Origin of the sequence: Bacteroides stercoris ATCC 43183 (assembly GCF_025147325.1) — a bacterium.
Taxonomy (GTDB): Bacteria; Bacteroidota; Bacteroidia; order Bacteroidales; family Bacteroidaceae; genus Bacteroides; species Bacteroides stercoris.
The window spans coordinates 995373-1009462 of the sequence record NZ_CP102262.1; the positions used below are offsets into that span (position 1 = coordinate 995373).

Annotated in this window: 7 protein-coding genes; 3 read left to right on the plus strand and 4 right to left on the minus strand. The window is 44.8% G+C overall.

All coding sequences use genetic code 11. The annotated features are described in order from the left end of the window. Positions 1-60 precede the first annotated feature (60 nt). From NQ565_RS04205 to NQ565_RS04220, 4 genes are all read right to left on the minus strand, one after another. On the minus strand, positions 61-420 hold the full coding sequence (locus tag NQ565_RS04205) for an FtsL-like putative cell division protein (protein ID WP_005656102.1): 360 nt from the start codon (positions 418-420) through the stop codon (positions 61-63). Positions 421-458: 38 nt separating this feature from the next. Beyond that, positions 459-1370 (minus strand): 16S rRNA (cytosine(1402)-N(4))-methyltransferase RsmH, encoded by a 912-nt coding sequence (gene rsmH / locus NQ565_RS04210; RefSeq protein WP_005656103.1) that lies wholly within the window; start codon positions 1368-1370, stop codon positions 459-461. A 24-nt stretch (positions 1371-1394) separates the two neighbouring features. Further along, on the minus strand, positions 1395-1889 hold the full coding sequence (mraZ, locus tag NQ565_RS04215) for a division/cell wall cluster transcriptional repressor MraZ (RefSeq protein WP_005656104.1): 495 nt from the start codon (positions 1887-1889) through the stop codon (positions 1395-1397). A gap of 224 nt (positions 1890-2113) precedes the next feature. Then, positions 2114-6013: a hybrid sensor histidine kinase/response regulator transcription factor gene (locus NQ565_RS04220; protein ID WP_005656106.1), complete on the minus strand. Its 3900-nt coding sequence runs from the start codon at positions 6011-6013 to the stop codon at positions 2114-2116. A gap of 909 nt (positions 6014-6922) precedes the next feature. Between NQ565_RS04220 and NQ565_RS04225 the strand changes: the two genes are divergently transcribed. From NQ565_RS04225 to NQ565_RS04235, 3 genes are read left to right on the plus strand one after another with little or no spacing between them, the layout of a single operon-like run. Next, positions 6923-10231, plus strand: a complete 3309-nt coding sequence (locus tag NQ565_RS04225) for a SusC/RagA family TonB-linked outer membrane protein (protein WP_005656111.1) — start codon at positions 6923-6925, stop codon at positions 10229-10231. Positions 10232-10258: 27 nt separating this feature from the next. Further along, positions 10259-12073 carry a RagB/SusD family nutrient uptake outer membrane protein gene (locus tag NQ565_RS04230; protein ID WP_005656112.1) on the plus strand — a complete coding sequence of 605 codons (1815 nt, stop codon included), beginning with the start codon at positions 10259-10261 and terminating at the stop codon, positions 12071-12073. 39 nt (positions 12074-12112) lie between these two features. Continuing rightward, positions 12113-14062 (plus strand): DUF5006 domain-containing protein, encoded by a 1950-nt coding sequence (locus NQ565_RS04235; protein ID WP_005656113.1) that lies wholly within the window; start codon positions 12113-12115, stop codon positions 14060-14062. The last annotated feature ends 28 nt before the right edge of the window (positions 14063-14090 follow it).

A 14090-nucleotide genomic window follows, 5' to 3' on the forward strand; every position in this document is an offset into this window, starting at 1 on the left:
TTTACTATTATACTATATTACAGTTTACTTGTTTATCGGTTTGCTTACCATTATCCGTACTTATTTGATTAAGTATGGCGGATTGGTCGAAGTCTGCAAATCGCTCTCTTTCGTTGCGATGTATTCCTCGATACGCGATTGACGGCTCCGTTCCATCAGTTCGGAACTGCGTGTCAGGGCATCGTATTTTATATCTATCAGTTCTTTCTTGAGCTTGTCTATCTCTATCATCTGCTGCTGGCAGGCGTAACGGTTATGGATATAGAACAGAATAAGAACCATGATGAGGACAAGCAGCTTCGTCTGACGGCGGAAAAAGTCCGTAGCCAGAATATCACCGCCTATAATGTTCTTTAGCGAAGTCCGTCTTTTCACCTTTTCGCCTTTTTGCTCCTCTTGTTTATTATTTGTTTCATTCATCGTTCTATCTCTTTACAGCCTTATCGCTTCCCTCATTCTTACAGTTTTTCCGCAATCCTCAGCTTGGCGCTTCGCGAGCGCGGGTTGCGTTCTATTTCATCGTTATCAGGAACAATCACTTTATTGTTTACCAGACGGAAAGGCGTCTGTACGTTTCCGAAGAAGTCTTTTTCCGCCTTGCCCTCTATGTTGCCGGTCTTCATGATGTTTTTCACCATGCGGTCTTCCAGCGAATGATAGGTGATTACCACCAGCCGTCCACCCGGCTTTAATGCTTCCGTGGCTGCATATAACATCTCTTTCAATGCTTCCATTTCCCGGTTGACTTCGATGCGCAACGCCTGAAACACTTTGGCAAGCTCTTTCTTTTCCCTTTCACGTCCGAAGAGGGGCTTGATAATTTCCAGAAATTCCCCGATGGTGCCAATCTTTTGAACGGCACGTGCCTTGACAATAACGGATGCCAGCTTGCGACTGTTCTTCAATTCTCCATACAAATAGAAAATGTCGGCAAGGCGTTCTTCATCGTATGTATTTACGATGTCGGCGGCTGTGAGTCCGGCACGCTTGTTCATCCGCATATCGAGGGCGCCGTCAAAACGGAACGAGAACCCCCGTTCGCTATCGTCGAAATGATGTGACGACACACCGAGGTCGGCGAGTACGGCATCTACCTGCTCGATGCCATGATAACGCAGGAAGTTATGCAGATACCGGAAGTTGCTGCGTACAAAAGTGAAGTGCGGATCGTTTACGATGTTCCGTTCGGCATCTTCATCCTGGTCGAAACCAAGCAGTCTTCCACCGTCTCCCAGGCGGGAGAGTATCTCGCGGGAATGGCCGCCGCCTCCGAATGTCACGTCTACATACGTTCCGTCCGGACGGATATTCATTCCGTCAACGCTTGGCATCAACAGTACCGGAATATGATATGTTGTTTCTTCTTTCATTTTTCTTTCATTACAATCGTTCTATTACTCTACGCTCTTATCGCTTGTCTCTGCTTCTTCCTCTCCCAGGTTTTCCTCTCCTAAAATATCTTGCAGCGCTTCGCTGAATTCTTCCGGGTCCATGAAAGGCTGTTCAGCCTTTTCTTTCGCCCATATTTCGATGGTGTTGTCCACGCCGATAAAGCGTACCTCACTTTGTATGCCTGCCATTTGCAAGTAGCGTTTAGGCAGCAGGATGCGTCCGTTCCCGTCGGGAATCATGATTTCCGCATCGCTTACAAACTGTCGGAAAATTTGTTGGTGTTTCGCATTCCATTTGTTCAGCCGCTGCCGGAGTTGGTTTTGCGTTTTAAACCAGACGCTTTCGGGGTAGAGTATCAGGCAGTCCTGAAATACATCTTTACGCAATACGAGTCTCTCTTCGGAAGCAGCCTGCAACTGTTTCCGAAAGCCGGCAGGGATAAATACACGTCCCTTTGTATCCGTCTTTGCTTCAATATTGCCTAAAAAGCGTATCATTTTTCACCTTATTATAATAAGCGACGGTAAAAGTACACATTTCCCCACAATTCCCCACAATGTTTTAACTAAAATCTTATTTAGAAGTTTTCAACAGCTTGTTGATTACTTATTCTATTGAAAATGAACAATGTGTTATGTTGTTTGTTTGGTGGGGAACTGGCGCAGTTATCTGCTGTAATTGCATTCTATAACTGCCGTTCCAACGGAGAAAAATAGGGTATTTATGAGTGCTTTTCTTTGTATTGTGTGGGTGAATATCCTGTATATTGTTTGAATACCGTACTGAAATATCTTGATGTGGAGAATCCTGTCTGTTCGGAGATTTCATTAATGCTAAGTTTGCTGTTGGTGAGCAGAAAAATAGCCCGCTCGATGCGTAGTTTAGTGATATAATCATTGGCTCCCATGCCTGTAAGGGCTTTCAACTTGTTATAGAGTGAAGCGCGGCTGACTCCCAGTTCCTGGTAGAGGAACGGTATTCCCATTTGAGCATTGTCCAGGTTGTTTGATATTAACTTATTTAGCTTGTGTAAGAAATCTTCATCCGCAGAGCTGAAAGTGCTTTCTTTCGGCTCAGGCAATGAGCCTGTTTCGGTGTAACGCGCGCGTATCCGTTCACGGTTCTTTAATTGGCTGCGTATCACGCCGTGAAGCATATTCACTTCAAAAGGCTTGGTGAGGTAGGCATCCGCCCCGTTCTTGTATCCGAAGAGTTGGCTCTCATCATCGTTGCGTGCTGTAAGTAATATGACGGGGATATGACTGATTTCAAGTTCTTCTTTGATATGTTTACACAGTTCATACCCGTTCATTCGCGGCATCTGAATGTCGCTCACCACAATGTCGGGCTGGTATTTCCGGCAGGTGTGCAAGGCTTCTTCACCATTGAAAGCCAGCCATATCTTCTTGAATTTGTTTTTTAGAGTGTTGTGCAAATAGTCGGTCAAATCGACATTGTCATCTACAATGAGTAGCGTATGTTCTTTGGTGTTTTCCTGATTGTCACCGGCATCAGGAATACTTTCCACTTCTTGGGTGGGAGCCAATAATTCGTTGAGGTAAGGGTGAGGTTGCAGCGTGATTTCTCCGGACTGGATATTACGGGGTATTTCAAACCAGAAAGTGGCTCCTGGAAATTCTTGGTGGTCATAAGCTCCTATGCTTCCACCGTGCTGCTCGGCAAGAATTTTGGAATAGGACAACCCGATACCGGTTCCGGGACGACTGTTGTTACCTTGATAAAAACGGGTAAACAAGCTGTTTATGTCTACTTCCTTTAAACCGATTCCTTGATCGGAAACAGAGATTCGTACGCACTTCTTATCATCCGATAAGTCGGCAGAAACCATAATCCGGCTATTGTCGGGACTGTATTTAAGAGAATTGATTAAAAGATTGGTTAGTATGGTTGTACATTTTTCTTTGTCAAAACACAAACTGTCAATCGCCGTGTCGGTCCGGTACCGGATGTCGATGTTTCTGTTCCTTGCTTCCGGTTTGAAATCTGCAATAAGTTGTTCTATCCAGTCGTTCAACGCTACTTTTTCAATGTTTAGTGTACTTTGTTTTACTTCCATTTTACGTACGTCCAAGACCATGTTTAATAACTTCTTCATACGGTCGGACTGTTTGCAAATGTTTTGTATGGTTTCATATTTACAATCGTCGGAAGTGAGCGATTCCAATAATTGCTTTAAGGGGGCGTGTATCAGGGTCAAAGGTGTGCGCAGTTCGTGATTGATATTTATAAGAAAGCGGACTTTTTCTTCATACACTTGTTGTTCATGCTCTTTCATTGCCCATTTCAGTTTGTTTGCATTGCGGCGCAACAACGAATAGATAATACCCGTTGCAAGAGAAAGAATCAATGCCAAGCAGCATGCCTTAAACCAGCCCGACTTGTACCAGGGCGGCGATACCGACAGTTCTAATATCTGATAATCGCCGGTCCAGCTTCCGCTTCGGGTGCTGCATGAGGCCGATATTCGATATGTTCCTATAGGTAAGTTGTTCAATGTCAGTTCCGGTTTGTAGGAATAAGATATTTGTCCGTCCGGTCCATGTACGGTAAAACGGAACATCGGCTTTCGAAAGATATCCTTGTTGCCGGCTATGATTTTGATAGATATAGGCTTGTTTGACTCTATGACTTCCAGATGCCTGTGGGTGATATTGTTATTCATTCGTTCTCCACCCACCCATACATCCGCCAAGTTTAAAACGGGATCACTGTTTTCCTCTTGGGGCAGTTGCCTGTTGATGTGAAGTAATCCGTTGATGCCGCCCATATAAATATCTCCTTGCGTGGATAGTAGTCGCGGCTTTTCCAAATATTCGTTAAGTACGATGCCGTCGGACTCTCCGTAAAGGATAAATTCTTTTTTTTCAATAAGATGAGCAAATAATTTGCCTTCGGTTCCAAGCCACACTTTTCCCCGCTTGTCACAAATCAATGCGCTGATTTCGTCGATTAATTCATTGGAGATACAGGTCCGCTTATTGCTTATGGTAGAGTAATAACTTAAACCGTGGTTGCTTCCTATCCAAAAGAGTCCGTTTTCATCGAGGGAAATAGAGTTGAATACAGTGTCTTCGTAGCAGGTGTGGATGGGTAGAAGCCGGTTAAGGCTGTCCAATCGGTATATATGTTTGAGATCGTGCAGGAAACTGCGGGTGCTGTCATTGCACACCGGCTGTATTACACCGTCTATAGCTGTTTTTCCAACGGAGACGATTGGAGTGAATTTCTTCTTTGTCAAATGATAGCTATATGGAGATTCGGAAAGCAATAATACGGTTTCCGGTGTATTTTGGAGTACATTGACATTTTTCCCCCGTTGGCATAGTAATGTGTTGATACTGTCATTGACTATAATCAGCGGTTGATATTCCTCTGTTTCCTTATCGAAAAAGAATATGCCTTTGCTGAATAATGAAATTAACAGTCGCCTTTTGTCTATGCCGGTTATTGAAGATACTTTATCGCCCCATGTCGGTAGTATATGATTGAATTTCCGGGTATCGGGATTAAACTTGTTGATGCCGCCTCCGTCCGTGCCTATCCATATTTTTTGTTCTTCGTCCTGATAGATGCTTAATACGACTTGACCGCTGAGGCCATATTCTATTCCGGGTAAAGCCTCCGAATAGGTTGTCATACCCGTTTCCTTGATGTTTATCAATCCACCCCATACGCTGCCTGCCCATATGTTGTTATTGAAATCCTTGTATAGGCAGAGAATGGAGTTTGTCGGTAACGAGTTACGGTTTCCCGGCACATGTTCCAATGACACCATTTCTCCGTTTTCAGGATTTAATATGAAGATTCCGTAACCGTCGGTTCCTATCCAGATGTGTCCGTCGCATTCCGTAATGGATAGTACAACGTTGGTTTTCATGGACGAATTCATCGTGTGGTAAGCATGTAAAAGCTTTCCGTTGCGATCGTAGCATTTTACGCCTTGGTGGTATGGGGCAGTCCATACATTGCCTTTAGAGTCTATGAAGCAGTCCGTCAGCTCATCACTTTTGAAGGGAGCGGGTTGTGTCTTTCCTGTCCGTATGTCAATCAGTAATGCGTTTTTCCAACGGTTTATGGCAAGCAGTGTGTGTTTGTCCCATTTTCGCAAGGTAGTGATATTATAGTGATTGTCGGGTTGCAGGGAGCAAAGCAGTTCCGTTTGCCGGTCAGCATAGTTGTATTTATAAATCTTTCCGTATCCGCCAAATAAAACTCCGTCTGTCCATGGACAGATAGAGGCGGCAGAAAGTGGATGCTGTTCTTTGTCTTTCGCTTGCAGGAAATTATCATCCGATTCATTGTAGTAATACAGGCCTTTGGCGGTAACAGCCCAGATTTTGTTTTCGTTATCTTCAAACAGATGGGTTATATTGTCGTGGAGGTATTTTTTCAGTTCGTATCCGTCAAAACGTCCTATGCCGGTGCGTGTACCTACCCACACATATCCTTTTTCATGGCTCACGGTCAGGCATCGTACGGAGGAAGATAAGCCGTTTTGGATATTGATGATTTGCTGGAAAGCATACTGCTTCATTTCTGTAGCCTTAAAAGGAAGGGATAACAATAGGCAAATCATTAAGAAGACTGGATTTTTTTTCATAAGGATAGTTCAAGGGGTTGCTGCAAAAGTAGTTTATTGTTTTGGAAATACAAAGTATTGTGCCAAATATCCGGTATGAGAAAGTAACTTATTTCCATAACATTATCTTGTTGTTTCTGAGCGAATTCTTAATTTTTCCTGTTCTCGTCTTCGGAAAGTAACGGGAGAAATAAGGCCGTCAATAGCTTTAAACAGGATATTCTCTTATGCGTTTTGTCTTTGTATATGTACCAAAACCTCGTTTTGTAATTGCGGGCTCTCCGGTTGCCGGTTGCGGGCCGTACGGTTGCCAACTGCGGGCTCTTCGGTTGCCAATTGCAAAACGAGGAAAAGAAACAGGTATAGCGATATTATGTATGAAGCTTTGCGGTATTATATATAAGGCATTGTTGTATTCCGTACCGGAGATAACCGGCATGAAATGTGGTAAAAAACAAAGAAAACAAGGTATAATCAGTTTTCTGTCGATAAGTGTCAAATGCTTGTATTACAGGTGATTGGTGTGGAAAAGTGCAAAAAAAGGGTGATGACCAAGTATTTGTCGTCACTTGTCATAACGCTTCTCATCACCAATCAACTTGTACATTATCAGTTGGTTAAGTGCAAAAGTGACGAGTGATGACTGATTAATCAAAATATCGGTTTCTATACTTGAGTGTGTTTTTCGGTATATCACACATTCCAATGACTGGTTGGTATGTCAGATTTGTATTGCTCTAAAGTCATTGGCGCAATCTTAAAAAAGGCTCTACAGGTATGTACAGATGTATGTTAGTTAAATTTGGAAATAGAAATAGTGATAATTGAACATCTGTTTTTACGGCATGATTTACATTTGTCCGTGGGTTTACAGGACATAAACCTGATAACCGAATTACCTTATAAATTTAATATTATGAAGAATTGCTTATGAAAAAGATTTGTTTCGTTTTTCTATTGCTCCTTACGTTGATTCCTTTAGGAGTATCCGCACAGCAACAGATGATTCAGGGGCGCGTTCTCGACGATAAAGGCGAGAGTATTATTGGCGCATCTGTTTCCGTTAGAGGTACAGTTACCGGTGGCATTACTAATTTGGACGGTGAGTTTTCCGTTGCCGGCAAAGTGGGGGATATGTTGACTATATCTTATATAGGATATACTCCGTTGGAGGTGAAGATTACCAAGCTGACCGGTAATGTCTATACGTTGAAAGAAGACTCCGAACTGTTGGAGGAAGTTGTGGTTGTCGGTATGGATAAGCAGAAGCGTAATACTATTACCGCTGCTGTGGCAACTGTGAAATCGGAAGCCATCACCAGCCGTCCGGTAACCGACCTGACCAGTGCTCTGCAAGGAAATGTTGCCGGTCTGAATTTTGCTTCGGATGCCGCTGCCGATGGAGTAGGTGGTGAGACGGGCGCTGAAATAAAATTCAATATACGCGGTGTCGGTTCCATTAACGGCGGCGAACCCTATGTATTGGTGGACGGCATCGAGCAGAGTATGCAGAATGTGAACCCTGCCGACATTGAAAGTATCAGTGTACTGAAAGATGCCTCGGCTGCTGCTGTTTACGGTGCACGTGCTGCGTATGGCGTAGTGCTGGTGACTACTAAAAGCGGAAAACAGGAGAAAGCGCGCGTTACCTATCGCGGTTCCGTTGGTTTCAGCTCTCCCATTAACATGCCGCAGATGATGAGCTCATTGGAATGGGCGAGGTATTCCAATTTGCGGGACGAGAGTATGGGACGTTCTCATCAGATTTCCGATGCAACTATTCAGAAAATGGAAGGTTTTATGCAGAATCCTTATTCTGCCGAGTTTCCCGGTATAGATGTCAATCAGTCGGGTGACGGTTGGGCGGCAGCCGATAATGCGCAGTATGCCAATACCGACTGGTTCGATTATTATTTCAAGGACCGTGCTATCCGCCATTCTCATAATATCAGTATACAGGGCGGTTCGGAAAAGACTTCTTATTATGTAGGTTTGGGTTATATCTACCAGGAAGGCTTGATGGATAAGGTGCAGGATGATTTGGAGAAGTATAATGTGAACACTAAGTTTTCCATACGTGCTACAGATTGGCTGAAGTTCAATTTCAATAATAATGTGTCGTTGAGTCTTTTGAAACGACCTTTGGCAAACCAGACTATTTTTTATGGAACGATAGCTAATATGTCGCCAAGCCGTGTCACGAAACTCCCTGTCGAGCAGGCGGAGTATTCCACTCCTACGTGGAACGAGCAACTTTATCTGCAAAAGGCGGGCTATAGCCAGAATCGGGTATCGGATGCAATGTCTTTTTCTGCAATTATCACTCCGCTGGAAGGACTGGAGTTTGTGGGCGAGATGAAAGCCCGTTTGGACGTAGAGAACAATAGTTTCGAGTTGCGTAAAGGTAATTATGCGTTGCCTAATGGTTCTGTAATGGAAGTATCGGGCAATAAGCAGGGATACCATTATCCCGGTATGAAGTGGCAGAATACCCAGTTCGGTTCGCTGACGCGCGGCAGTGTGTTCAATTACTATCTTTCGCCCAGTGTGACCGGTGCCTATACCCGTCAGTGGGGCGATCATTTCTTCAAGGGGATGGCAGGCTTTCAGATGGAATTGCAGGAAAACTCCAGTGAGTATATGTATAAGGACGGTATGTTGAGCGAGGATATTTACTCTTTTGATAATGCCAATGGAACTCCCTATGCAGCCGAAGCTCGGTCGCATTGGGCTACAATGGGTATGTTTGCCCGCCTTAACTGGAACTACCGGAATATCTATTTCTTGGAGTTCAGCGGACGTTACGATGGATCATCCCGTTTTGCTCCGGACAATCGTTGGGGATTTTTCCCATCTTTCTCTGCCGGCTACGATATTTCACGTACGCCTTATTTTACCAAACTTAACCTGCCGGTGTCACAGCTTAAAGTACGTGTGTCCTATGGTCGTCTTGGCAACCAAAACGGTGCGGGGCTTTATGATTATCTCGGCGTGATGACACTCGACCCGAACAACGTGAATGCGTGGTTGTTGCCGGGTACAGGCAATAAACCCGCCAAAGGAACCATTTCGCTTACACCGAAAATGATAAGTCCCTACATTACTTGGGAAAAGGTGGATAATGCCAATATCGGTTTGGATTTGATGCTGTTCGATGACCGTCTTTCCGTAACGTTCGATGCTTATCAGCGCATGACGAAAGATATGATTGGCCCGGCCGAAGCTATTCCTGCCGTCAGCGGCATTGTACCGGACGACCGTGCAAAGATAAACAATGCCACTTTGCGTAACCGTGGTTGGGAACTTTCCGTCAACTGGCAGGATAAGTTGAAATGCGGGTTCAGCTATGGGATAGGTTTTAATTTGTTCGATTATAAGGCTGTTGTAACCAAGTATAATAATCCGGAAGGTATCATTTATAATAATCATACCGGTTTGGCGCGTAATAAAGGATATTATGAGGGTATGGATATCGGCGAGATATGGGGATTCGTGGCCGACGACCTTTTCATGACCAACCGGGAAGTGGACGATTACCTTCAGAGTAAGGACCTCTCTTTCTTTAAGGCAGATAATCTGTGGCAGGCAGGTGACTTGAAGTATATCGATGTCAATCGCGACGGGAAAGTGGATCCGGGAAAAGGTACGTTGGACGACCACGGCGACTTACGCATCATAGGTAACACCACTCCTAAATATTCTTTCGGTATCAATCTGAAAGCGGGCTACAAAGGTTTCCAGGTTTCTACTTTGTTCCAAGGTGTGGGTAAACGCGATTTCCCGTTGGCGGGCAGTACTTATCTGTTCGGCGGAAAGAACTACTTCAAGGAACATCTGGATTATTTCAGTCCGCAGAATCCCGATGCCTATCTGCCTCGTCTGGCCGATCCGAAGACAGACGATTACAGAGTAAATGCCGGGTATAATACTACTCGTTATATGGTGAATGCGGCTTATATGCGTATGAAGAACCTTACGGTATCCTACACATTCGACAAGAAGATGCTCAAGGCATTGCGCCTGGAGAATTTACGTCTTTATTTTACTTGTGATAATTTGTTTACCATTACCTCATTGCCCAAGTCGTTCGATCCGGAAACTCTGAATCAGGTGAATACATGGGCGGGCGGTAGCAACGATACGGCTCCGGGACTGACATCCGCTGCCAATGAGAACGGTAACGGTAAGGTATATCCCATGAACAGAAACTTTGTGTTTGGTATTGATTTCACATTTTAACTAAGTATTGGTAACAGAATAAAGAGTATGAAAAAAACTTATTTATATATTGCATTACTAATGGGAGCAAGCACGCTGTTTTCATCGTGCTCCGACTTCCTGGACAGAGAACCGATAACTGCACCGAATAATGAATCGTTCCTTTCGGGCGAATCACAGGTACGCGGCTATATCAACGGCTTGTACACGGCATTACCTTCCTTGCAGAAATTCGGAATGGGAGTGCGCGGTGAAGAGAAAAACAGCGATAACATCCTGTCCGAAATTTACGATAGGCGCCTGAATGGCGAAGAAACGGTATTTTCCAGTAATCAAGCTTGGGAAACCGGTTATAAGAACCTGCGCAATGTCAATTATTTCTTTCATTACTATAAAGTACCCGAGAATCTGGAAACGGAAGAGATTAAATCGCTGATTGGCGAAGCCTACTTTTTGCGGGCCTATTGGCATTTTGTGCAACTGAAGAAGTTCGGAGATATTCCCGTGATGGATGCTTTTTGGGATGAGAACGCTACTATCGCCGGATTGCAGATTCCGCAAAAAGACCGCAGCGAGGTAGCAAAATTCATTCTTGAGGATTTGGATAAAGCGAAGGATTTACTGTTCGACCGTAGCAAATATGCAGGATTGCGTATTTCAAAAGAGGCGGCTATGATGCTTGCCATGCAAGTAGCGCTTTATGAGGGTTCTTGGGAAAAATATCACAAAAACGATGCCTTTGCAGCCGATACGGACCAATCCGAGTACTTCTTCAATGAAGTGCTGCGTTGGGGCGATATGTTGCTTAACAGCGGATTGCAACTGAACACCAGGGATACGGATAAAGATGTGGTGAATCCGGGAGATGCTTACGGACGTCTTTTCAATCAGAAAGACTATTCCAATGTCACTGAAGCCATTTTTTGGAAACAGTACTCTATTACGGAAGGTGTGTTTCATGCCTTGAGCGGATTACTTGCCGGCGGTGTGGTTGACCAGAACGGCCCTGCCGGGGTATCGGGTGAATTGGTAAATACATATCTTAGTGCAGACGGAATACCTGTTGACCCGAATGATGAAAAATTCAAGGATTTCAATGAAACTTTCAAAAATCGCGATTTGCGTCTTACGGAAACTGTGATGAGTAGCGGCTATAAATTCAAATCGACTATCACCGGCTCCAGACCATTGAATGTGCAGGATGTAGCTTCCGATGCCAAAGGTATCAATCCCCCTTTCCTGACGAGTGACGGCAATGCCAAGAACGTGACGGGATATCACATACGACTTGGAGTGGATACTACCTATGTGCAGGGAGATTCGGAAGTTGGGTTGGTTATTATGCGTTATGCCGAAGCGTTGTTGAGTTATGCTGAGGCAGCGGAAGAATTGGGTAAGTGCGATGATGCCGTACTGGAAAAAACACTGAAGCCTTTGCGCGAACGTGCCGGAGTGAAGTATGTGAAGCCTGTGACTGTCGATCCTAATTTCACAGACTATGGGTACGCGTTGACGCCCGTTCTTCAGGAGATTCGTCGCGAGCGCCGTGTGGAGCTGGCGTTACAGGGCTATCGGTTGGACGACCTTATGCGTTGGGGCGGCGCCAAAGTTATTGTCAATAAGCGTGGACGAGGCGCTTATTTGGGAAAGGATGCGGTACTTTATAAATCATTCACCGAAGAGCAGCAATCGAAACTTACTACCATACTGACCGACGGTAGTCAATGGATGGATCCTTTGCAGGAACTGTTGCCCAATGGCTACCAATTTGTTGCCGGTCGTGATTACCTGCTTCCTATTCCGCCCAGCGAACTCAAGTTGAACAGGCAGATGAAGCAGAATCCCGGTTGGGGAGAAGAGTAAGAATATGATGCGGTTATTTAATTTTAGAAAGAACAGACCATGAAAAAGAGTAAGAATATATATTGCATATTGTTGTTTGCCGTGTTGGGCATTACCGGTTGTTCGGAGGAGAAGATGGCGCCGTTACCTGAACCCGTACCTCTGAGGATGAGCATTAATAGTACGGATTTGGTGATGGGTGAAACGCTGGAGATTACTTTTGATGTCACCGGTACGGACGAAGGTATGAAAGCGATGAATGAGGATGTAAGCATTAAACTGAGCGCCACTACGGAAAAAGGAGCGGTAGACCGCCTGTTGTTCGAAGGATTTCCCACCGAAGTCGTTATGAAGCAGGGAGAAACGAGCAAGACTATTCCGGTACTTGTGAAAGAGGGGCTGAATAAAGAATATTCTGTCGAAATATCGGCTTTTGCACGCGGCTATAGAGTAGAGAATGCCTTGCAACTGCTCACCGTGAGCGATTATCATTATTCGCGCGTAATGATAAAAAACAATGCGGATAATACAGTGAAAGAGGGACAGAGTTTTATTTTGACAGCTTCCGTCAATTCTAAATTGAAGGACGACCTTACTATCGTTATTACGCCTGCGGAAGGTGTGGCCCGGCGTCTTGAGAACCTTCCCGAACAATTGGTGATTCCGGCCGGAGAGAGTTCGGTGGAGAGTGAGGCTATTATGATGATAAAAAGTACGGAAACCATTGCCGATGAAGATCTGAAGCTCACGTTCTCCACAATTCCGGTGGCAAGCCGTTATCCGTTGGTGGCAAATGAAATCATTATTCACAGAATAGATATCCATAAGGGTATGGATACGAAGATAAGGGATGAACGGTGGTTGTACGAGGATGCCGACCAACTCTTCGTGTCGCCTCAAAATGAAGATGCCGTGAAGAAATGGGGACAACTGAACTATGTGGTGATGAAAGAGGGTGACCCGCACCCCAACAGCGGCAATGTGCTGCCCGACGGTAAATGGAAGTTTTTCCGCGCTTATGAGTTTCATAAGATTGATGCCTGTCTCACGACGAAGGACAGTCCGATGGGCGATTATGTCAGTAAGGAATATCCGTTTGGCTTTGCCGACCAGAATACTGCTGCGGTAGAAAGTCAAGGTGCGGTGGATAATGCTAAGTATGCTTATGTAATGGATGAAGGCTATTTGCGTATGATGACATTGAAAGAGAGGGCTAAATCCGGTAACGGGGGTAAGGAATGGGATTATGGAACATCTGCATTCTATTCTTGTAAATTCATGCGCGGCAATGCCAATAGTACGGCATGGGCATCTTCCAATATCCGTATTTATCCGGGTATGCGCATTGAGACCCGCGCCCGTATCCGCGGTATGGAAAATAGCGGTATGCTGCCTGGTATCTGGCTGCAAGGCAATGAGCAGGTGGGTGGAAATGCCGAGTGGAATAACTGGCCTGATTTTGGAGAAATAGATGTTATGGAGAATAATAGCCGACACAATAATTTGGCATACAGGCGCGGGGTGGAACAAACTTTCCATTTTGGTGCTCCCACGCCGGGGACCAGTACCGGTGCCGGTGCTTATAATCCAACCAAAGCTGTCACGGAATTGGCTTCGGGCGGCAAGACCGGAGGTACTATTATAGACGAATTCCAGATTTATTGGGTAGAATGGATAGACGATGAAACCGTTGCCATAGGGACAAACGGTGTAGAAACGCTTCGGGTGACCAAAGCGATGACAGAACAGAATGGCGGTCGCTGGCCGTTCTCCTACAGTATAAACAGTGAAGGGTTGTATTACATCATCACGATGATGTTTTTGCACAAAGCAGAGCCGAATTTCGGTGCAACGGATATGGTGATGAGCTATCAGGCTGCACGGAATATCTTGAAAGTGAATCCGGATATAAAGATTCCCCGTATGGAAATAGACTGGGTGCGTTTTTATATAGACGATACTTATACGGATCATGAGATGCCTTATCGTAAAGACCTCATTTTGTATTAATGTACATAACAATGAAAAAAAGAAAGAA